This is a genomic window from Streptomyces sp. S.PB5 (assembly GCF_030403745.1).
GTDB lineage: Bacteria > Actinomycetota > Actinomycetes > Streptomycetales > Streptomycetaceae > Streptomyces.
Genome location: NZ_JAQMWP010000007.1, coordinates 407,656 through 428,177, shown reverse-complemented (window position 1 = coordinate 428,177; position 20,522 = coordinate 407,656). Strand labels below are relative to the sequence as shown.

The following is a 20,522-nucleotide window of genomic DNA, read 5'->3' as shown; positions in this document are numbered from 1 at the left end:
GAAATTCTACCGATTCGCCCACATGTACGCCTGGCGTCGCGCTGCGGGCTCAGCCCACAGACACGACCAGCGCCGGGATGGTCCGCTGCATCCGCAGGGCGTCCACCGACTCGGCGAGCAGTTCATACTCGGTGGTCTCGTCGCTGGTGGCGATCCGGATCAGCCGTCCGGCCGCCAACTCGTCCGCGACCAGCTCCTGTTGGACGTCGTCGGCGCACCAGGTACGCAGGACGGCCGGCACGTCGGGCACATTGCCGGCGACCGGGACGAGCGCGCTCGGCGGGATGTTCCCGATCTCCGGCTGCGGGTCAAGGCGCTCGGCGATCCAGGACGCCCGGTCGCGCAGCCACCACAGCGCGAGCGCGAGGGTGGGAGCCCGGTAGCTGCCCAGGGGCACGCCGATACGTTTCCCCTCGCAGATTCCGTACGCGGTGACATGGCACAGGAATTCGTCGTGCACGTTCACTCCCCCGGTGCGTAGTGCGCCTGTCGGCTTGCCTCGCTTTCGGTGCGGCTCTCGTGCTGCGGGCACCGCGGCTCATGTGCGGTGTGTGATGACATCCTCGCTGGATGTGAATGCCCTTTCAGATGAGTATGTTCACTACTGAAACACTGTCACCACGACTTTCCGGCCAGTCTCCTGGCATATTCACAAAGGGAGTTGGCCGAAATCCGGCGACCGTCGCCATTACCCGAGAGGCAATCGACGGCCCGCGGCGCGGCGGGCAGGGGTGAGGCACCGGGTCACCCCCCTCGGGACCTGGGTCCTGACCAGCGGATACGACCTCGACGGAGGCTGATCTCCCATGCCCGCGAACACCAACCGGTACGAGAGTGCCGTCGCCCGTCACTTCGACGCCTGGAACGCCCTCGACGAGGAGACCCCGACCAAGGCGGTGGCGGCAACGAGGCCGACGGGAGCGCGCCCGTCGCGGGCTCCGACGTGATCACGCTGGACGAGCGGGGCCGCATCCGGTCGGTGCTCGGCTTTCTGGACCGGGTGCCCACGGGAGCGTGATGAGTTTTCGCCCTCGCGGTGGTCTCTTGAGAGGAGACCACCGCGAGCGAAAGGCATCAGCCATGAGTACGACCGAGAAACTGGACCGGCAATTCACCGCCGAGCTGGTCAAGAGCCCGGACAAAGGCGGCTGGACCTATCTCGTCTGGCCCGGGTCCGTCGCGTTCTTCGGCACGCGCGGCCTGGTCAAGGTGCGCGGCACGATCGACGGGCACCCCTTCCGCAGCTCCTTCATGGCCCTGGGGGACGGCAGGCACAAGCTGCCGGTGAAGGCCGAGGTGCGCAGGGCGATCGGGAAGGAGGCGGGCGACACGGTGACCGTCCGCCTCCAGGAGCGGCTCACTTCCTGAGCGAGCCGCCTACTTCTTGATCACGGCGTCGATACGGGCCAGCTCGTCCGCGTCGAAGTCCAGGTTGCCGATCGTGCCCACGCTGTCCTCGATCTGCTGCGGGCTGCTCGCGCCGACGAGGGCGGAGGTCACCCGGCCGCCGCGCAGGACCCAGGCCAGGGCCAGCTGGGCCAGGGTCTGGCCGCGGGACTTGGCAATGTCGTTCAGCTCGCGCAGCTGGGCGACCAGGTCCTCGGTGAGGGCGTCGGAGTTCAGGAACGGGCTGTCGCTCGCGGCCCGGGAGTCCTCCGGGATGCCGTCGAGGTAACGGCCGGTGAGCAGGCCCTGCTCCAGCGGCGAGAAGACGATCGAGCCAGCCTGGAGCTCGTCCAGGGCGTCCAGCAGGCCCTCGTCCTCGGGGCGCCGGTCGAGCATCGAGTAGCGCGGCTGGTGGATGAGGAGCGGAGTGCCGAGCTCGCCCAGGATCCGGGCGGCCTCGCGGGTCTGCTCCGCGGAGTAGTTGGAGATGCCGACGTAGAGCGCCTTGCCCTGCTGCACCGCGGAGTGCAGGGCGCCCATCGTCTCCTCCAGGGGAGTCTCCGGGTCGGGGCGGTGCGAGTAGAAGATGTCGACGTAGTCCAGGCCCATCCGCTTCAGGCTCTGGTCCAGCGAGGACAGCAGGTACTTGCGGGAGCCCCACTCGCCGTAGGGGCCGGGCCACATCAGATAGCCGGCCTTGGTGGAGATGATCAGCTCGTCGCGGTAGGCGGCCAGGTCGGACTTCAGGGCCTCGCCGAACGCGGACTCGGCGGCGCCGGGCGGCGGGCCGTAGTTGTTGGCCAGGTCGAAGTGGGTGACACCGAGGTCGAAGGCGCGGCGCAGGATGGCGCGCTGCGTCTCGACGGTGCGGTCCGCGGGGCCGAAGTTGTGCCACAGGCCGAGCGAGATCGCGGGAAGCTTCAGCCCGCTGCGTCCGGTGCGCCGGTAGGGCATGTCCGCGTAGCGGTCGGGGTGTGCGGTGTACAACGCGACTCCTGAGGGGTTGGCACGGTTTCCTGAGAACCAGGGTCATCTGAGAACCGTTGTCCACTCTTTCGTGACCTGGGCGCATTGGTCCAACAGAAGAATGCGATGGAATTCAGCGGAGCCGCTTCTGAGTGACGGATAGGCTTCCGGTTCATGGAACTCCGCCATCTCCAGCACTTCGTCGCGGTCGCCGAGGATCAGCACTTCACCCGCGCGGCCGAACGGCTGCTGGTCTCCCAGTCGGGGCTGTCCGCCTCGATCCGGGCACTGGAGCGGGAGCTGCAGACGCCGCTGTTCGTGCGCACCACCCGACGGGTGACGCTCACCCCGGCCGGGCGGGCCCTGCTGGGCGAGGCTGAGCGGATCCTGGCCCAGGTGCGCTCGGCCCATGAGGCGGTGGCCGCGGTGCAGGGCGTGCTGCGCGGGATGCTCGCGCTCGGCTCGGAGCAGTGCATCGCCGGCGTGCATGTGGCGGGTCTGCTCGCCGCGTTCCGGCGGCAGCACCCGGACGTGGAGATCTGTCTGCGGCAGGCCGGCTCGGGCGCGCTCGCCGAGGAGGTCGCGGCCGGGCGCCTCGATCTCGCCTTCGCGGTGCGCACCGCCCAGGAGGACACCGACCAGCTGCGTGTCGTACCGCTGGCCGACGAGCCGCTGACCGTCCTGTGCCACCCGGACCACCGGCTCGCGCGCGCCGGAGCGGCCGTCACCCCGGAGGACCTGGGCGGCGAGGTCTTCGTCGACTTCCACCCCGACTGGGGGCCGCGCCGCACCACGGACGCCGCGTTCGCCGCCGCGGGTGTACGGCGGGCGGTGGCGCTGGAGGTGAACGACGTGCACAGCCTCCTCGACCTGGTGGACGAGAACCTGGGCGTGGCCGTCGTACCGCGCCACTTCCGGCACAAGCGCCCCTCGCTCACCGCGCTGCCGGTGAAGGGCACCGCGGAGACCGTGTACGAGACGGTGGCCCTGCTGCCGCCCGAGCAGGCCACCAGTCCGGCGGCGCGGGCGCTGATGGCGCTCCTGGAGAAGGAGGGCGAAACAGGGGGCGTAGCTACACCCCAGGAGGGGGCTCACCCCTCCTGACCGGGCCCGTTCCCGACCGCAGACTCGTGACTGTTCTTCACGACAACTGCGGTCAGGAGTACGGGACATGACACGACCCACACGACGGAACGTACTGCGCGGAGCGGCGGCGATCGCGGCGGCGGGCGGCTTGATCGGCACAGGCGCGGGGGCGGGCGCGAGTCCGGCAGTCGCGGCTCCGCAGGCGTCCGCGGCACGCCGGTTCCCCTTCCTGGAGGGCGCGTTCGAGCCCGTGACGGAGGAACTGACGGCCTTCGACCTGCCGGTCACCGGACGCATCCCGCGCGAGCTGAACGGGCGCTGTCTGCGCAACGGCCCCAATGCCCTGGGTCTGGAGGATCCACGCGCACATCACTGGATGCTCGGTGAGGGCATGGTGCACGGCGTCCGGCTGCGCGACGGCCGCGCCGAGTGGTACCGCAACCGCTGGGTGCGCTCCTCGCAGGTGGCGAAGAAGCTCGGCGAGCCCTATCCGGGGCCGGTGCCGCCGGACGACTTCCCGTGCAACACGCACGTGATCCCGTACCGGGGGCGGATCCTCGCCCTCCAGGAGAGCGGTCCGCTGCCGTACGAACTCGACGACGAGCTGGGCACCGTGGGGACGTACGACTTCCGGGGCACCCTGAAGGGCCCGCTCACCGCGCACACCAAGTTCGACGTGGAGGCCGGTGAGCTGCACGCCATCGCCTACTACCCGACCTGGGACCATGTGCGGCACCTGGTCGTGGACCCGGCGGGACGGGTGTCCCGTACCACCAGGATCCCGGTGGCGGACGCGCCGATGATCCATGACTTCGCCCTCACCGAGCACCACGTCGTTCTCCTCGACATGCCGGTCACCTTCGACCCGGCGGGCGCCGAGCGGGGCGACCTCGTCCCGTACGTCTGGAACGACAGGCATCCGGCGCGGGTCGGGGTGCTGCCACGGAAGGGCGGGGCGGTGCGCTGGTTCGAGGTCGACCCGGTCTACTACTCGCACACGCTGAACGCGTACGAGGAGGGCTCGCAGATCGTCGTCGACATGACGAACTTCGACGCGCCCTTCTTCGTCGCCGGGAAGGGCTCGGGCGGCCCCTACGGGGCGGGCACCCCGCGCCTCGACCGGTGGACGATCGACCTGCACCACGGCCGGGTGCGGACCCGGACCCTCGACGACCGCCCGCAGGAGTTCCCGCGCGTGAACGAGTCGTTGGTGTCGCGGCGGCACCGCTACGGATACGCGGCGGCGTCCGCGGAGATGGCGCTGGCCTATATGACGGTGGACGGCAACCCGCCCGACCGGGTGTTCAGCAACGCGCTGATCAAGCAGGACCTGCTGCGGGGAACGACCCAGGTGCACCGGCTGCCGCGCGGGGCGGCCGCGAGCGAGGCCGTGTTCGTGCCGCGCGAGCACAGTGCGGCCGAGGACGACGGATACGTGATCGCGTACGTCCACGATCCGGATCGGGGTGCGTCCGATCTGCTCATCCTCGCCGCGCAGGACTTCACCGGGGAGCCGGTCGCCCGTATCCATCTGCCGGGACGGGTGCCGCTCGGTTTCCACGGGAGCTGGATTCCCGACGCGTGAGGCGCCGAGGTGCGATGGTGGAGGGCATGCATGCCAAGGACATCCTCATCGACGGTTTCAGCCGCATCCGGGAAGAAGTCCATGCCGCCGTCGAGGGACTGACCCCCGACGACCTCAACCGTCGTCCGAGCCCCGACGCCAACTCCATCACATGGCTCGTCTGGCACCTCACCCGGATCCAGGACGACCACGTGGCCGACGCCTTCGGCCTCGACCAGGTCTGGCTCACCCAGGACTGGGAGAAGCGCTTCGGCCTCGACCTGCCGCCCCGCGACCACGGGTACGGCCACACCTCCGCGCAGGTCGCGAAGGTGCGCGTCGACTCCGCCGAGCTGCTGACCGGCTATTACGACGCCGTCCACGCGCAGAGTCTGGAGGCGCTGCGCGGGGTGACCGCGGCGGACCTGGAACGTGTCGTGGACACGAGCTGGGATCCGCCGGTCACCCTGGGCGTCCGGCTCGTCAGCGTCCTGGCCGACGATCTGGAGCACGTCGGACAGGCCGCCTATGTGCGGGGGCTGCGTCAGAGCGCGGCTTCGTAACCCGGCAGGACGACGTCCTCGATGAGGGCCTTGCGCTCGTCGAACGGGATGAACGCGCTCTTGACGGCGTTCACCGTGACCGTGCGCAGGTCCTCGACCGTCCAGCCCGCCTCCTCGACCAGCAGGGACATCTCGCGGGTCATCGTCGTACCGGACACCAGACGGTTGTCGGTGTTGAGGGTGACCCGGAAGCCGAGGTCCTTGAGCGCGGTGATCGGGTGCTCGGCGATCGATGTGGCGGCACCGGTCTGGAGGTTGGAGGTGGGGCACATCTCCAGGGCGATCCGGCGGTCGCGGACCCAGCCCGCGAGCCGGCCGAGCTTGCCGTCCACGATGTCCTCGGTGATCCGGACGCCGTGGCCGATGCGCTGGGCGCCGCAGACCTGGAGGGCCTGGTGGATGCTGGGCAGGCCGTGGGCCTCGCCGGCGTGGATGGTGAACGGGACGCTCTCGCGGCGCAGCTTCTCGAAGGCGGCGAGGTGGTCGGCGGGCGGGAAGCCGTCCTCGGCGCCGGCGATGTCGAAGCCGACGACACCCGCGTCACGGAAGGCGACGGCGAGGCCGGCGGCCTCCTCGACCCGGTCGAACATGCGCATGCCGCACAGCAGGGTGCCGACGCGGACGGGGGTGCCGGCGGCGGCCGCCTTGGCCATACCGGCGGCGAGCCCTTCCTGCACGGTCTCGACGACCTCGGCCATCGTCAGCCCGCCCTGCGTGTTCAGCTCGGGGGCGTAGCGCACCTCGCCGTACACGACACCGTCGGCGGCCAGGTCGAGGACGTACTCCTCGGCGACGCGCAGCAGGCCCTCACGGTTCTGCATCACGGCGAGGGTGTGCTCGAAGGTGGCTATGTAGCGGACCAGGTCGCCGGAGTTCGCGGCATCGTAGTACCAGGCGGCCAGCTCGTCCGGGTCGGTGCTGGGCAGGGTGTGACCGACCTCGGCCGCGAGCTCGATCACGGTGGCCGGGCGCAGGCCGCCGTCGAGGTGGTCGTGCAGGGACGCCTTGGGGAGGCGGCGGATCACATCGGCGTCTACGCGCGTAGCAGTCATGGCGGGGTCTTTCGTCGAGCGGGGCGGAACGGCGGGAGGAGGGTCAGACGGCGGGCTGGAGCAGGTCCCAGCGATTGCCGTACAGGTCCTGGAAGACGGCGACCGAGCCGTAGGGCTCGTGACGGGGTTCCTCCAGGAAGGTCACGCCCGCGGCGACCATGCGGGCGTGGTCGCGGGCGAAGTCGTCGGTGTGCAGGAAGAACCCGACGCGCCCGCCGGTCTGGTCACCGACGCGGGCGCGCTGCCCGTCGTCCTTGGCGCGGGCCAGTACGAGCCCGGTGCCCTGGTCGCCCGGCGTCACGACGACCCAGCGGGAGCCGTCGGGGCGCGGGGCGTCCTCGGCGAGCCGGAAGCCGAGGGCCTCGGTGTAGAAGCGGATCGCCTCGTCGTAGTCGTCGACGACGAGGGTGACCAGGGCGATGCGTCTCATCGGGGCCTTTCGGAGGGCTTGATTAGCGGGAGAGGTTATACGTAAAACGTCGCGGGCGCCAGTCACCTTCCGATTCGGGGCTCCACGGATACGGACCGTGCCCGGACCTAGGCCTCGCGCCCGAGCCGGAGCGGGCCCCGGGACCGACGCGAGGTCGGCCGCATGCCGACTACCGTCCCGTCTCATGAAGATCGACAAGCCCGTCCGGCACCCCGAGGAGCGGAAGCGGGACGTCCTGGCCCGCCTGGAGCAGGAGGCAGACATCTGGGTGGCCTCGGCGGACGCCGATGGGCTGCCCTGCATGGTTCCGCTCTGGTTCGTGTGGCACGCCGAGTCCGTGTGGCTGGCGACCCGGCTCACCAATCCGACCGGGCGGAACCTGCGGGACGGCCGCCGCGCGCGGCTGGCGTTCGCGGACACGCAGGACGTGGTGCTGATCGACGGTTCCATCGAGACGTACACGCTCCAGGAGGTGCCGGAGGCCGCGGCGGAGGCGTTCCTCGCGAAGCACGGTTGGGATCCGCGGGGGGACAGCCCGTCGTACGCCTTCTTCGAGGTGCGCCCCACTGCGGTGCAGGCGTGGCACGGGGTGCGTGAGCTGGCGGGGCGGCATGTCATGCGGGACGGGGAGTGGGTGGTCCAGGGGTGAGGCGCCTTCGGCTGACGGCTGGGCTTCATCCTGTTACCGCACGGGAGTTACCTGAGAGTAATCCCCGGTGGTTTGATGTGCGGCGCCACTCAGCCCCCTCCACCCTCAAGGGAGATCCAGTGACGCCTCTCACACCGCGCCGCACCCTGGGCGCGACCGTGCTCGCGCTCGCCCTCGCGGTCACCGCCGCGCCCACCGCCACGGCCGCCGAACAGGTGCCGTCCGTGCGGGTGTTGACGTACAACGCGTTTCTGTTCAGCAAGACCCTGTATCCGAACTGGGGCCAGGATCACCGAGCCGCGGAGATCGTGAAGGCGTCCTTCTTCCACGGGAACGACGTCGTGGTGCTGCAGGAGGCGTTCGACAACTCCTCGTCGAACGCGCTGAAGAGCGCCGCGGCGGGCGAGTATCCCTACCAGACACCGGTGGTGGGGCGGAGCAAGGACGGGTGGGACGCGACCGGTGGGGCCTACTCGGCGACGACGCCCGAGGACGGCGGGGTCACGGTGCTCAGCAAGTGGCCCGTGCTGCGCAAGGAGCAGTACGTCTACAAGGACGCGTGCGGCGCCGACTGGTGGTCCAACAAGGGGTTCGCGTACGTGGTGTTGAACGTGAACGGCACCAAGGTGCATGTCGTCGGCACGCACGCCCAGTCGACCGATCCCGGGTGCGCCGCGGGTGAGGCCGCCGCGATGCGCAGTCGGCAGTTCAAGGCGATCGACGCGTTCCTGGACGCCAAGAACATCCCGGCGAGCGAACAGGTCCTGGTCGCCGGGGACATGAACGTCGACTCGCGCACCGCCGAGTACGCCACGATGCTCGCCGACGCGGGGCTCGCCGGCGCCGACGCGCGGACCGGGCACCCGTACTCCTTCGACACCGCGGAGAACTCCATCGCCCGCGACCGCTACCCGGACGACCCGCGCGAGGACCTCGACCACGTCCTGCACCGCACGGGTCACGCCCGGCCGGCGGCGTGGCGGAACGAGGTCGTCAAGGAGGAGTCTGCTCCCTGGACGGTGTCCAGCTGGGGCACCGACTACACGTACACGAACCTGTCCGACCACTACCCCGTGATCGGGTACACGGACTGATCAACCCGCCTTCGGGTGCGACGAGTCGAGCCGGGCCAGTTCGTCGTCGGCGAGGCGGATACCGCCGGCCGCCACGTTCTCGACGAGGTGGCCGGGGTTGCCCGTGCCGGGGATGGCCAGCACGTGCGGGCCCTGGTGCAGTGTCCAGGCGATACGGATCTGCGCGGGGCTCGCGTCGTGCGCCTTCGCGATGGCGAGCACCTCGTCCTCGTGGTGCGTGGTCGCGCCGTGCTCGCCCGCCGTGCCGGCCACCGCGTAGAACGGGACGTACGCGATCCCCTGCTCCCCGCAGATACGGAGGAGTTCGTCGGGGTGATCCAGTGCGTACCGGTTCTGGACGCTCACCACCGGGGCGATGGCCTGGGCCTCGGCGAGGTGGCGGGGTTCCACGTTCGAGATGCCCAGATGCCGGATCAGCCCCGCCTCGCGCAGTTCGGCCAGCGCGCCGAAGTGCTCAGCGATCGAGTCCTGCCGCATCCGCCTCAGGTACACGACGTCCAGGTGGTCGCGGCCCAACTGCCGCAGGTTCTCCTCGACATGGCCGCGCAGGTCCTCGGGGCGGGCCGAGGCGCCCCACTCCCCCGAGTAGTCCCGGAAGGGTCCGACCTTGGTGACGACGACCAGGTCGTCCGGGTAGGGGGCCAGCGCCGTGTTGATCAGTTCGTTGGCGGAGCGCAGGGAGGAGAAGTAGAAGGCCGCCGTGTCGATGTGGTTGACGCCCAGTTCCCTCGCCTTGTGCAGCACGGCGATCGACGTCGCGCGGTCGCTCGGCTCGCCGTGGTGGAAGGCGGCGCTGCCCGTCAGACGCATCGCGCCGAGGCCGAGCCGGTTGACGGTCAGGTCGCCGAGTTTCCAGGTGCCCGCGGCGTCCGCGGTGATCGTTTCGGAGGTCATCGGCGGAGTGTCACACACGTTCGCCCCCGCAGGCGCGCCCTTCGCGAACGCATGGGTGGCTCAGGAGACGGTTCAGGAGACGGTTCAGGAGGCGATCCGCACCCCGTACGTCGGCCGGTCGCCCGCCAGCGCTCGGCCCGTGACCAGCTCGGACTCGATACGGACGAAGGCTTCCCTGGACGCCGGCATCCACGAGCGCGGGCCGACGCGGGACAGTCGTTCGCGCTCGGCCGGGTCCGTCACCACGGCGGCGTGGCCGGTGACGACGACGCTCCAGCCGGCCCGGGCGGTGGCGTCGACCTCGTCGGCCTCGAAGGCGACCACGGCGCCGTCGACGGCCCGCGCCAGTTCGGACGTGGCCGAGGTCCGCAGGAGCACGGCTCCGTCACCGTCGAGGGCGAAGTTCACGGGCAGGACGGCGGGAAGGGCCTGACGGGTGTGCACGATGCGCCCGATGGGCGCGGTCGCCAGCAGGCGGAGACACTCCTCGCGATCGAGTTCGCGGAATCCGTCGTTGGAGTACATGGTCGTCCTTCGCGAGGTGCCGGTGTCTACGGTCCATCCTCCTGGGGTCGCGCGGAGCAGGTCAGAGGCGACCGACCCTCATCACATGGACGGTGGTCCCGGGTTGCCGGGCCGCATGTCCGGATGCGGAGCGGAACCGCCGAGTGCGATCCGGGGCGGCGGAGGCCCGAGGGATGATGAGACCTTCGATCAGTCAGGGGACGGGGGCTTCGGGTGGCGTACGAGTTGCAGGCGGTGATCGCGGGAGACGAGCTGCTGCGTGCGGCGTCGCGGGACGTCCCCGGTGCGCACGTGGTGCCCCTGCTCCAGGGCCTGTCGCTGCTGCCGATGACCGACGAGGTCTTCGACGCCGTCACGGACGGCGGCGCCGTCGGCGCTCTCGGGTTCTGGAAACTGCCCGGAGGCTTCGAGCAGGTGCTCGCCCAGTGGTCCGCGGCCGGGCCCGTCGCCTATGTCGAGGCCGAGTATTTCGGGGGCGCCGGCGAACAGCGCGCCGCGGTATGGGCCGAGGGGGCCCTGGCCCTGGGGCCCCTGGAGGCGGCAACGCGCCACGGTTCTCGCACCGTCACGCCTGTCTCGCAGGCCCTTCGGCGGCTCGGCGCACGCAGCAGTCTCGGGGAGGACGAGTTCTCGGCCGTCGGGCTGGACCGCCACCGCGACACCGACGACTGGATCCCGTCGGGCATGGGGTGAGGCCGGGCCGGTCCGTCGGCCCGGCCTGTGGTTCAGGCCAGCGGCTTGTCCAGTACCGCCTTGCGGTGGCTGAACGTCTCGATCGAGTACCGCCCGTGGTAGCTGCCCATGCCGCTCTCCCCCACGCCGCCGAACGGCAGGTCGGAGACGGTGAGGTGGGCGAGCGGGAGGCCGTGGCCGAGCCCGCCGGAGGAGGTCTCGGCGGCGATCCGGTTGCGTGTGTCCTGCGACTCGGCGAAGACGTACAGGGCGAGCGGCTTGTCGCGGTCGTTGATGAAGTCGATGGCCTCGTCCAGGCCGGGCACGGTGACGATCGGCAGGATCGGACCGAAGATCTCCTCCTGCATGACGGGCGAGGCCGGGTCGACGTCGGCGAGGACGGTGGGCGCGATGTACTTGGTGGAGCGGTCGGTGTCACCGCCGACGACCACGCGCCCCGAGTCGAGCAGGCCGCTGAGCCGGTCGAAGTGGCGCTCATTGACGATCCGGCCGTACTCACCGGAGGCCGAGGCATCGCTGCCGTAGACGGCCTCGACCGCCTTCCGGAACAGGGGCTCCAGAGCCGCCGCGGTCTCCGGGTCGGTCAGGACGTAGTCGGGGGCCACGCAGGTCTGGCCCGCGTTGAGGAACTTGCCGCGGGCCAGCCGGTCGGCGACGACGGAGAGGTCGGCGTCGCGGTCGACGAACGCCGGGGACTTGCCGCCGAGTTCGAGGGTGACCGGGGTGAGGTGCTCGGCGGCGGCGCGCATGACGATACGGCCGACGGCGCCGTTGCCGGTGTAGAAGATGTGGTCGAAGCGCTCGGCGAGCAGGGCCGTGGTCTCCGGGATGCCGCCCTCGACGACGGCGAAGGCCTCGGTGTCGAGGAACTGCGGCAGCAGGCGGGCCAGGACGGCGGAGGTGGCCGGGGCCATCTCGCTCGGCTTGACCACGACCGCGTTGCCGGAGGCGAGGGCGCCGACGACGGGGGCGAGCAGAAGCTGGGCGGGGTAGTTCCAGGGGGCGATGACGAGGACGACGCCGAGCGGGTCGTACTGCGTCCAGGCCGTGGCGTCGGCGCCGAGGTGCGGCGGGACCGGGGCGGGCTCGGGGCGCAGCCAGTCGTCGAGGTGATCGAGGGTGTGGTCGATCTCGCGGATCACGAAGCCGATCTCGGTGCGGTGGGCCTCGGTGGCACTCTTGCCGAGGTCGGCGTGGAGAGCGGCGGCGAGGTCGGCGCCGTGCTCGGTGAGCATCTCGCGCAGGCGGCCCAGCTGGGCGGTGCGCCACTCGACGGGCTTGGTGCGGCCGGTGCGGAACGTGGCGCGCAGCCGGGCCACGATGTCGGCGGGCTGCTCGGGGGTGGGCTGGTTCACGGTGCCTCGCTGGTGCTGCGCGGGCCGCTGGGGACGGCCTCGAACGGTTGGATGTAAACGCCAACCAATACTGCACCGAAATACATTCCCTTACCACGTAAGTGACTTTGCGCTATGCCCCGCTCACACTCGGGTGGCCGAGTCCAGTGTGGCGGCGAGCCGGTCCAGCAGGCTGCGCAGGAGCTCGTCGTCGCTGTCGCCGAGCGCGGGCCAGTCATCGCGCACCGCACGGTCGACGCGGCGCCAGTACTCCTGGCCGCGCGGGGTGAGGTGGGCGAGGATGCGGCGGCGGTCGAGGGGGTCGACGCGGCGGTGGACGAGGTTCTGGTCGACGAGCTGGTCGACGAGCTTGGTCAGCGTGGGCGGCGGCAGGAACGCGGCCTCGGCTATCGCCGTCATGTGGTGCCCCTGTCCGTCGGAGAGCAGGGCGAGCACCCGCCAGGCGTCGAGCGAGCAGCCCTCCTCGTCCAGCGCGGCCTGGAGGCGGCGCGCGGCCAGTCGCTCGGCCCGCGTCAGGAGCTGCACCAGGTCGCGGGGCTGACGCGGGGATGAGGTGGGCATCGCGCTCCTAGGTCACGGGGTGCGTACATCGTATGAGACAGGCTGGAGTTCACCGGACGGACCCGAAATCATGACGTCATGTTCCGGCACGATTCCCCCGCAGCCGAGTGGTTCACGGCCGACGCCTCGGTGCTCGGCGTGGCCCTCGTGTTCCCCATGCAGGGGCCGGCCGGGATCTTCGGGCCCACCTGTGAGCTGTGCGCGCAGCTGGCGGCCGAGGAGGTCAACCGCGCGGGCGGGGTGCTGGGGCGTGAGCTGCGGCTGCTGCCGGTTGACGGCGGCGGTTCGCCGCGCGAGATCGCCGACCATGTCGAGGCGCTGGTGGACCTGGGTGTCGTACAGGGTGTCACGGGCTGGCACATCTCCTCGGTGCGGCAGGCGCTGGCGCCGAGGATCGCCCATCGGGTGCCCTACGTCTACACCGCCCTGTACGAGGGCGGCGAGCACACGGCGGGCGTGTTCCTGACGAGCGAGACGCCTCGCGATCAACTCAGGCCCGCGATGGGTCTGTTGGCCCATGAGCGCGGGGTGCGCCGCTGGTTCGTCGTCGGCAACGACTATGTCTGGCCCCGGCGCACGGCACGGGCGGCGCACGGGTACGCCCGGGAGTCCGGCGGAGCGGTCGACGGCGAGGTCTATCTCCCGCTCGGCACCCATGACTTCGAGCCGGTGCTGCGGCGGATCGAGCGCTCGGAGGCGGACGCGGTGCTGATGCTGCTGGTGGGCAGTGACGCCGTGCGCTTCAACCGGGCGTTCGCCGCCTACGGGTTGCCCGCGCGCTGCCTGCGGCTCAGCACGCTCATGGACGAGAACATGCTGATGGCGAGCGGCCCTTCGGCGACCGAGGACCTGTACAGCACGGCCGGGTTCTTCGCCTCGCTCGCCAACCAGGACACGCTGGACTTCCACGGCCAGTACGCCGACCGGTACGGGATCGAGGCGCCCGCGCTCGGCAGCCTCGGCGAATCCTGTTACGAGGGCGTGCTGTTGCTCGCCGCGCTGCTCAAGCGGGCCGGGACGCTGGACGTCGCGGCGATCGGGGCGGCGGCCGGGACGGTGTCGTACGAGGGTCCGCGCGGGCTGATGCATCTGCGGGGCCGGCATGTGCGGCAGCGGATCTACCTGGCGCGTGCCGACGGGCTGGACTTCGACGTCCTCACGGAGCTCGACCTTCACGGATCCCGCCCTTGACAGGCGCCCGGCGGCGCCAAGATACTTCCCACAGAAAGTAATTAGAATGCCTCGGGCGAATTGTGATTTCAGTTTCTGAATGCAGATCACATACCGTCAGGGGCGTTTTTTGTTGCCTCCGGGAAAGTCGAGCGAAACACCCTCGAAACAGGGGGACTTGAGTCTGTGGACCGCACTTCAGCAGGCAGTCACCCGAGGGGGTTGGTTTGTCCAGCGGTTCCAGCGCTTCCAGCAGTTCCCGTGTTCTGCGCCGGCGTTTCCTGGCCGGCGGCGCCGCGCTCACCGCGGTGGTGGCCCTCTCCGCGTGCGGCGCGAAGACCGACGCGGCCGGCTCGTCCGACAAGGCCGCGGACATCGACGTCAGCGGTGACACGGTCAAGGTCGGTCTGCTCAACTCGCTCTCGGGCACGATGGCGATCAGCGAGGTGACCGTACGCGACTCCCTGAAGCTCGCGATCGAGGAGATCAACGCCTCCGGCGGCGTCCTGGGCAAGAAGATCAAGCCGATCAGCGAGGACGGCGCCTCGGACTGGCCGACGTTCGCCGAGAAGTCGCAGAAGCTCATCAAGGAGGACGGGGTCGCGGCCACCTTCGGCTGCTGGACCTCGGCCAGCCGCAAGGCCGTCAAGCCGGTCTTCGAGAAGAACAAGTCGCTGCTGTTCTACCCCGTGCAGTACGAGGGCCTGGAGGAGTCGCCGTACATCTTCTACACCGGCGCGACCACCAACCAGCAGATCGTCCCGGGCCTCGACTACCTCAAGAGCAAGGGCCTGACCAAGCTCTATCTGGTCGGCAGCGACTACGTCTTCCCGCGCACCGCCAACAAGGAGATCAAGGCGTACGCCAAGGCCAACGGCATGACGATCCTCGGTGAGGACTACGCGCCGCTGGGCTCCACGGAGTTCTCCACGATCGCCAACAAGGTCAAGGCGTCGAAGGCGGACGCCGTCTTCAACACCCTCAACGGCGACTCCAACGTGGCCTTCTTCAAGGAGTACAAGTCCGCTGGGCTCACCGCCAAGACCATGCCGGTCGTCTCGGTGTCGATCGCCGAGGAAGAGGTCAAGTCGATCGGAACGCAGTACCTGGCGGGCCAGTTGACGGCCTGGAACTACTACCAGACCACCGCGGGCGCGGCGAACGAGAAGTTCGTGAAGGCGTACAAGGCCAAGTACGGCCAGGACAAGCCGACCAGTGACCCGATGGAGGCCGCGTACACCTCGGTCTACCTGTGGAAGGCGATGGTCGAGAAGGCGAAGTCCTTCGACCCGGAGAAGGTGAAGGCCGCCTCCGACGGCATCACCTTCGACGCCCCCGAGGGCACGGTCACCGTGGACGGCGCCTCGCAGCACGTCTACAAGACCGCCCGGATCGGCGAGATCGGCACCGACGGCCAGATCAAGGAAGTCTGGAACTCCGGCAAGCCCATCAAGCCGGACCCGTACCTCAAGGGCTACTCCTGGGCCTCCGGCCTGTCCTGACCGACCGTCACCGTCCGTGGGGTCCCGCCGAGGGGCCCCACGGCGTCCGTATCCGGGAGCCGCCGTATGACCGTGATCCTCGGTCAGACCTTCACCGGCATCAGCATCGGTGCCGTCCTGCTGCTCATCGCGCTCGGCCTCTCGCTCACCTTCGGCCAGATGAACGTCATCAACATGGCCCACGGCGAGTTCATCATGGCGGGCGCCTACACGACGTACGTCCTGCAGAAGTCCATTTCCAGCGCGGGAATTTCGCTGCTGGTCGCACTTCCCGTCGCTTTTCTCGTGTCGGGCGCGCTGGGCGCGTTGCTGGAATGGCTGTTGATACGGCGTTTGTATCTGCGGCCACTTGACACTCTTCTCGTCACCTGGGGTGTCTCGCTGATGCTCCAGCAACTCGCGCGTGACATTTTCGGCGCGCCTAATGTGCAGACCCGGGCGCCGGACTGGCTGACCGGCAACATCACGGTCATCGGCGGGGACGACCCGCTCACCTTCGCCAACAGCCGGCTGTTCATCCTGGGGTTGGCGGTAGCGGCCGTGGTCGCGCTGTCGCTGACGCTGCGGCTGACGCCGCTGGGCCGCCGGATCCGGGCCGTCGTGCAAAACCGTGACCTCGCCGAGGTGTCCGGCATCTCGACCTCGACCGTGGACCGTACCGCCTTCTTCCTCGGCTCCGGACTCGCGGGCGTCGCCGGGGTCGCGCTGACCCTGGTCGGTCCGATCGGGCCGACGATGGGCACCAACATCATCATCGACGCCTTCCTGGTGATCGTGGTCGGCGGCATCGGACAGCTCAAGGGCACGGTCATCGTGGCCTTCGTGCTGGGCGTGCTCCAGTCGGTCCTGGAGTACTCCACGACCGTCAGCGTCGCCAAGGTTCTGGTGCTCGTCGCGATCGTCGCGTTCCTCCAGTGGCGGCCCCAGGGGCTGTACACGCTGCGTACGAGGAGTCTCGTATGAACCTCCTGAAAGGGAACCCCGTGAAGGGCCGCTCGGCACGCGCGTGGGCGGGCTTCGCCGGCGGTGCCGTCCTCCTCTTCGCCGTCGCCCCGCTCGCGCTGTCGGACTTCCGGCTCGGGCTGCTCGCCAAGTACCTGTGCACGGCCATGGTCGCCGTCGGCATCTGTCTGGCCTGGGGCCGGGGCGGGCTGCTGACGCTCGGACAGGGCGTGTTCTTCGGCCTCGGCGGTTACGCCATGGCGATGCATCTGAAGATCGCCGACGCGGGCCCCGGCAACCTGCCCGACTTCATGCAGCTGTACGGCACGGCCACCGAACTCCCCTGGTGGTGGAAGCCGTTCGAGAACCCGCTGTTCGCGCTCGCCGCCACCGTGCTGCTGCCGATGGCCGTCGCCGCGCTGCTCGGCCTGTTCATCTTCCGGCGCCGGGTCAAGGGCGCGTACTTCGCGATCCTCAGCCAGGCCCTCGCCGCCGCCCTCGCCATCTGGCTGATCGGGCAGCAGGCGACGACCGGCGGCACCAACGGACTCACCGACATCCAGGGCTTCTTCGGCTACACCCTCGACGACCCGGTCAACCAGCGGATGGTGTACTTCGTCATCGCCGCCGCGCTGCTGCTGCTCATCGCCATCGCCCGGCAGCTCATCAACAGCCGGTACGGCGAACTCCTCGTCGCCGTACGGGACTCCGAGGAGCGGGTGCGCTTCCTCGGCTACGACCCGGCGAACGTCAAGCTCGTCGCGTATGTCGTGGCCGCCGGGATGGCGGGGCTCGCGGGCGCGCTGTTCGTGCCGGCGGTCGGGATCATCTCGCCCGCGCTGATCGGCATCGTGCCGTCCATCGAGTTCGTGATCGGCGCGGCGGTGGGCGGTCGGGCCAGTCTGGTCGGTGCCGTGCTCGGCGCGATCGCGGTCGCGTGGGCCAAGACCGCGCTGTCGGAGGAGTTCCCTGCCGCCTGGACCTACTTCCAGGGGCTGCTGTTCATCGTGGCGCTGGCCTTCCTGCCGGGTGGCCTCGCCTCGCTCGCGGCGGTCGTACGGCGGCGGCGCCGCAGGACCGTGGAGCCCAAGTCGGCCGTGATCCCGGTGGGAGAGGCAGCATGAGCGGACTGGAAATACGCGGGCTGCGGGTCTCCTTCGACGGTTTCACCGCCGTCGACGGCGTGGACCTCGACGTCGCCCCGGGCGATCTGCGGTTCCTCATCGGACCGAACGGTGCGGGCAAGACCACCCTCGTCGACGCCGTGACCGGTCTGGTGAAGGCAGAGGGCTCGGCACGGTTCGGCGGCGAGGAGCTGCTGGGGCGGGCCGTGCACCGGATCGCGCGGTCCGGGATCGGGCGGACCTTCCAGACCGCCACCGTCTTCGAGGAGTTGACGGTGCTGCAGAACCTGGACATCGCGGCGGGCGCCGGACGGAGCATGTGGACCATGCTGCGGCGCCGCAAGGACGTCCCGGAGTCCGTCGCGAAGGCGATGGAGACGGTCGGGCTCACCGACCTCGCCGACTCCCCCGCCGGGACCCTCGCGCACGGCCAGAAGCAGTGGCTGGAGATCGGCATGCTGCTCGTGCAGGACGTCCGGCTGCTGCTCCTCGACGAACCGGTGGCCGGCATGAGCCACGACGAACGGCAGGCGACCGGCGAGCTGCTGCAGCGCATCAGCGAGGAACGCACCGTCGTCGTCATCGAGCACGACATGGACTTCATGCGGTCCTTCGCGCGCAGCGTGAGCGTGCTGCACGCCGGCAAGGTGCTCAGCGAGGGCACGGTGGCCCAGGTGCAGGCCGACCCGAAGGTGCAGGAGGTGTATCTCGGGCACACGGCGACCGAGGACGCCGCCCCTGCCGTCGTACAGGAGGCGTGATGCTCCAGATCGAAGACGTCCGCGTCGGCTACGCCCGCAGCACGGTCCTGCACGGGGTGTCGGTCGAGGTGCCGAAGGACGGCGTGGCCGCGGTGCTCGGGCACAACGGGGCGGGCAAGAGCACGCTGCTGCGGGCCGCCGTGGGTCTGCTCACGCCGGGCAGCGGGACGATCCGGCTCGACGGCGAGGACATCACGCGCCGCAAGCCGCACGAGCGGGTCGCGCGCGGGATGGCGTACGTGCCGCAGGGGCAGCAGTCCTTCCCGCATCTGACCACCGCGGAGAACCTCCAGCTCGTCGCCGACGGCCGCAAGCGCGGCAGGGAGGCGGTGGCGGAGGCGCTGGATCTGTTCCCGGCCCTGCGGACGCTGTCCGGCCGGCGTGCGGGACTTCTCTCCGGCGGTCAGCGGCAGCAACTCGCCATCGCCCGCGCCCTGGTGACGGGGCCTCGGATCCTCCTGCTCGACGAGCCGACCGAGGGCATCCAGCCGTCGGTGGTGGCCGAGATCGAGGAGACCATCCTGGCGCTGGCCGCGCGGGGCGGTCTCTCGGTGCTGCTCGTCGAGCAGCATGTCGGCTTCGCGATGCGGGCGGCGCAGAAGTACTACGTCCTCGAGGCCGGGCGGGTCACGTCCTTCGGCGAGGGCGGCAAGGAGTCGGAGCTCGCGGTGCGGGAGGCGCTCAGCGTGTGAGACGGCGTTCGAGGTAGCCGCGCTCGGCCGGGTTCCGGCTCAGCGCGATGGCCGCCTCGTACGCCCGCTCCGCCTCGGTGTCCCGGCCGAGGCGGCGCAGCAGGTCGGCCCGGACCGCGTGGAAGACGTGATAGCTGTCGAGATCGAGGGCGTCCACGAGGGCGAGGGCCGGTCCCGGGCCCTGCACCTCGGCCACGGCGACCGCGCGGTTCAGGGCCACCACGGGACCGGGCGCCAGAGCCATCAGGTGGTCGTACAGCCGGAGGACCTGCGTCCAGTCCGTCGGCGGTCCGTCGCTGTGGACGGCCTGGATGGCGGCCTGGATCTGATACGGCCCCGGTCGGTTCCGGCGCAGACACCGTCGTACGAGATCCTGCCCCTCCGCGACCAGTTCGCGGTCCCAGCGGTCGCGGTCCTGCTCGGGCAGCGGGACGAGGACACCGTCGGCGTCCTCCCGGGCGGCCCTGCGGGACTCGGAGAGCAGCATCAGCGCGAGCAGGCCGGTGGCCTCGGGTTCGTCCGGCATGAGCTCGGTGAGCAGGCGGCCGAGGCGGACAGCCTCCGCGCACAGGCCGGGCGTGCCCTCGTTGAAGATCAGGTAGATGACGGCGAGGACCCCGCGCAGCCGGTCCGGGAGGTCGGCGTCGCGGGGCACGCGGTACGGGATGCGCGCGTCGCGGATCTTCGCCTTGGCGCGGACCAGGCGCTGGGCCATGGTCGGCTCGGGGACCAGGAAGGCGCGGGCGATCTGGGGTGTGGTGAGGCCGCCGAGGAGCCGCAGGGTGAGGGCGACCTGGGCCTGGGGCGCGAGCGCGGGGTGGCAGCAGGTGAAGATCAGGCGGAGCCGTTCGTCGCGCACGGGGCCCTCCTCGGGCGGTGCGTCGGGGGCGCGGAGCAGGGCCGCCTCGGCATGTCTCGCGTCGCGTCCGGCCTCGCGGCGCAGCCGGTCGATCGCCCGGTTGCGGGCCGTGGTGATGATCCAGCCCGCCGGGCTCGGTGGCAGGCCCGTCTCCGGCCAGCGCTGCACCGCCGTGGTGAAGGCGTCCTGCACCGCTTCCTCGGCGAGCTCGATGTCGCCGAGGTGGCGGACGAGGACGGCGACGGCGCGGCCGTACTCCGCGCGGAAGACGGCCTCGACGTCGACGGGCGCAGGCATCAGTCCTCGGTCTGGTGCATGAAGGGGCGCACCTCGATGGGCAGGGTCGTCGCCCAGGTCGCCTTCCTGCCCCACTCCAGGGCCGCGTCCAGGTCGGGAGCCTTGATCAGGCAGATGCCGCCCAGATACTCCTTGCCCTCCGCGTACGGTCCGTCGGTGATCAGCACGTCCCCGCCCTTGGGGCGCAGCACGGTGGCCGTCTCGGGGCCGTGCAGTCCGCCGGCGAAGACCCAGGCCCCCGCCGCACGGAGTTCCTCGTGGAAGGTGCCGAGATTGCGGACGATCTCCGCCATCGCCTCGGGCCCGGGCGGTGTCCCGTCGGTCGGGGTGATCACACTGAGCAGGTAGTACTGCATG

The 20,522-nt window shown here is 70.3% G+C and carries 23 protein-coding genes and 1 pseudogene; 14 read left to right on the top strand and 10 right to left on the bottom strand.

Annotation, left to right across the window (positions count from 1 at the left end; genetic code table 11):
- Positions 1 to 49: 49 nt before the first annotated feature.
- The gene (locus tag PH203_RS20870) at positions 50 to 460 is read right to left on the bottom strand and encodes a hypothetical protein (RefSeq protein ID WP_289921766.1); all 411 of its coding nucleotides are present in this window, start codon (positions 458 to 460) and stop codon (positions 50 to 52) included.
- A 346-nt stretch (positions 461 to 806) separates the two neighbouring features.
- Between PH203_RS20870 and PH203_RS20865 the strand changes: the two are divergent.
- Positions 807 to 1,018 (top strand): annotated as a pseudogene (locus PH203_RS20865) (hypothetical protein).
- A 62-nt stretch (positions 1,019 to 1,080) separates the two neighbouring features.
- Positions 1,081 to 1,368, top strand: coding sequence for a DUF1905 domain-containing protein (locus tag PH203_RS20860; RefSeq protein ID WP_289921765.1), 288 nt, complete (start codon positions 1,081 to 1,083; stop codon positions 1,366 to 1,368).
- A 9-nt stretch (positions 1,369 to 1,377) separates the two neighbouring features.
- Here the strand turns inward: PH203_RS20860 and mgrA are convergent, their stop codons facing one another.
- Positions 1,378 to 2,373: an L-glyceraldehyde 3-phosphate reductase gene (gene mgrA, locus PH203_RS20855; RefSeq protein ID WP_289921764.1), complete on the bottom strand. Its 996-nt coding sequence runs from the start codon at positions 2,371 to 2,373 to the stop codon at positions 1,378 to 1,380.
- A gap of 153 nt (positions 2,374 to 2,526) precedes the next feature.
- Here mgrA and PH203_RS20850 point away from each other — a divergent pair, with 153 nt between their 5' ends.
- From PH203_RS20850 to PH203_RS20840, 3 genes are all read left to right on the top strand, one after another.
- Positions 2,527 to 3,456: a LysR substrate-binding domain-containing protein gene (locus PH203_RS20850; protein WP_289921763.1), complete on the top strand. Its 930-nt coding sequence runs from the start codon at positions 2,527 to 2,529 to the stop codon at positions 3,454 to 3,456.
- A 67-nt stretch (positions 3,457 to 3,523) separates the two neighbouring features.
- The gene (locus PH203_RS20845; protein ID WP_289921762.1) at positions 3,524 to 5,023 is read left to right on the top strand and encodes a carotenoid oxygenase family protein; all 1,500 of its coding nucleotides are present in this window, start codon (positions 3,524 to 3,526) and stop codon (positions 5,021 to 5,023) included.
- A gap of 26 nt (positions 5,024 to 5,049) precedes the next feature.
- Positions 5,050 to 5,565, top strand: coding sequence for a DUF664 domain-containing protein (locus PH203_RS20840; RefSeq protein WP_289921761.1), 516 nt, complete (start codon positions 5,050 to 5,052; stop codon positions 5,563 to 5,565).
- Here PH203_RS20840 and PH203_RS20835 read toward each other — a convergent pair.
- Positions 5,547 to 6,617, bottom strand: coding sequence for an adenosine deaminase (locus PH203_RS20835; RefSeq protein ID WP_289921760.1), 1,071 nt, complete (start codon positions 6,615 to 6,617; stop codon positions 5,547 to 5,549). The two genes, PH203_RS20840 and PH203_RS20835, sit on opposite strands and share 19 nt — an antisense overlap.
- A 43-nt stretch (positions 6,618 to 6,660) precedes the next feature.
- Positions 6,661 to 7,047, bottom strand: coding sequence for a VOC family protein (locus tag PH203_RS20830; protein ID WP_289921758.1), 387 nt, complete (start codon positions 7,045 to 7,047; stop codon positions 6,661 to 6,663).
- A 184-nt stretch (positions 7,048 to 7,231) separates the two neighbouring features.
- Between PH203_RS20830 and PH203_RS20825 the strand changes: the two genes are divergently transcribed.
- Both PH203_RS20825 and sph read left to right on the top strand, forming a co-directional pair.
- Complete coding sequence (locus PH203_RS20825) at positions 7,232 to 7,696, top strand: pyridoxamine 5'-phosphate oxidase family protein (protein WP_289921757.1); 465 nt, start codon at positions 7,232 to 7,234, stop codon at positions 7,694 to 7,696.
- A gap of 119 nt (positions 7,697 to 7,815) precedes the next feature.
- A complete protein-coding gene (sph, locus tag PH203_RS20820; RefSeq protein ID WP_289921756.1) occupies positions 7,816 to 8,790 on the top strand; it encodes a sphingomyelin phosphodiesterase in 975 nt (324 codons plus the stop codon).
- Here the strand turns inward: sph and PH203_RS20815 are convergent, their stop codons facing one another.
- Entirely contained in the window at positions 8,791 to 9,684 is an 894-nt protein-coding gene (locus tag PH203_RS20815) for an aldo/keto reductase (RefSeq protein WP_289921755.1), read from the bottom strand. It lies immediately after the preceding gene.
- Positions 9,685 to 9,768: 84 nt separating this feature from the next.
- A complete protein-coding gene (locus PH203_RS20810; protein WP_289921754.1) occupies positions 9,769 to 10,209 on the bottom strand; it encodes a pyridoxamine 5'-phosphate oxidase family protein in 441 nt (146 codons plus the stop codon).
- Between the two features lie 213 nt (positions 10,210 to 10,422).
- Here PH203_RS20810 and PH203_RS20805 point away from each other — a divergent pair, with 213 nt between their 5' ends.
- Positions 10,423 to 10,902, top strand: a complete 480-nt coding sequence (locus PH203_RS20805; protein WP_289921753.1) for a hypothetical protein — start codon at positions 10,423 to 10,425, stop codon at positions 10,900 to 10,902.
- A gap of 32 nt (positions 10,903 to 10,934) precedes the next feature.
- On the opposite strand, the gene PH203_RS20800 is transcribed toward PH203_RS20805, so the two are convergent.
- Entirely contained in the window at positions 10,935 to 12,326 is a 1,392-nt protein-coding gene (locus PH203_RS20800; RefSeq protein ID WP_289921902.1) for an aldehyde dehydrogenase family protein, read from the bottom strand.
- Positions 12,327 to 12,380: 54 nt separating this feature from the next.
- Positions 12,381 to 12,818, bottom strand: a complete 438-nt coding sequence (locus tag PH203_RS20795) for a MarR family transcriptional regulator (RefSeq protein WP_289921752.1) — start codon at positions 12,816 to 12,818, stop codon at positions 12,381 to 12,383.
- 78 nt (positions 12,819 to 12,896) lie between these two features.
- Between PH203_RS20795 and PH203_RS20790 the strand changes: the two genes are divergently transcribed.
- The 6 genes from PH203_RS20790 (at position 12,897) to urtE (ending at position 19,009) form a co-directional block, all read left to right on the top strand.
- A complete protein-coding gene (locus PH203_RS20790; RefSeq protein ID WP_289921751.1) occupies positions 12,897 to 14,009 on the top strand; it encodes a substrate-binding domain-containing protein in 1,113 nt (370 codons plus the stop codon).
- A gap of 206 nt (positions 14,010 to 14,215) precedes the next feature.
- Positions 14,216 to 15,490 (top strand): urea ABC transporter substrate-binding protein, encoded by a 1,275-nt coding sequence (gene urtA, locus PH203_RS20785; RefSeq protein WP_289921750.1) that lies wholly within the window; start codon positions 14,216 to 14,218, stop codon positions 15,488 to 15,490.
- A 66-nt stretch (positions 15,491 to 15,556) separates the two neighbouring features.
- The gene (urtB, locus tag PH203_RS20780; RefSeq protein ID WP_289921749.1) at positions 15,557 to 16,453 is read left to right on the top strand and encodes an urea ABC transporter permease subunit UrtB; all 897 of its coding nucleotides are present in this window, start codon (positions 15,557 to 15,559) and stop codon (positions 16,451 to 16,453) included.
- Entirely contained in the window at positions 16,450 to 17,556 is a 1,107-nt protein-coding gene (gene urtC, locus PH203_RS20775; protein ID WP_289921748.1) for an urea ABC transporter permease subunit UrtC, read from the top strand. Before urtB ends, urtC begins: the two co-directional genes overlap by 4 nt.
- Positions 17,553 to 18,317, top strand: a complete 765-nt coding sequence (gene urtD, locus PH203_RS20770; RefSeq protein WP_289921747.1) for an urea ABC transporter ATP-binding protein UrtD — start codon at positions 17,553 to 17,555, stop codon at positions 18,315 to 18,317. Before urtC ends, urtD begins: the two co-directional genes overlap by 4 nt.
- Positions 18,317 to 19,009: an urea ABC transporter ATP-binding subunit UrtE gene (gene urtE, locus PH203_RS20765; RefSeq protein WP_289921746.1), complete on the top strand. Its 693-nt coding sequence runs from the start codon at positions 18,317 to 18,319 to the stop codon at positions 19,007 to 19,009. Before urtD ends, urtE begins: the two co-directional genes overlap by 1 nt.
- Here the strand turns inward: urtE and PH203_RS20760 are convergent.
- Both PH203_RS20760 and PH203_RS20755 read right to left on the bottom strand, forming a co-directional pair.
- On the bottom strand, positions 18,999 to 20,165 hold the full coding sequence (locus PH203_RS20760) for an RNA polymerase sigma factor (protein ID WP_289921744.1): 1,167 nt from the start codon (positions 20,163 to 20,165) through the stop codon (positions 18,999 to 19,001). The two genes, urtE and PH203_RS20760, sit on opposite strands and share 11 nt — an antisense overlap.
- The gene (locus PH203_RS20755; protein ID WP_289921742.1) at positions 20,165 to 20,521 is read right to left on the bottom strand and encodes a YciI family protein; all 357 of its coding nucleotides are present in this window, start codon (positions 20,519 to 20,521) and stop codon (positions 20,165 to 20,167) included. Before PH203_RS20755 ends, PH203_RS20760 begins: the two co-directional genes overlap by 1 nt.
- Position 20,522: the final 1 nt, after the last annotated feature.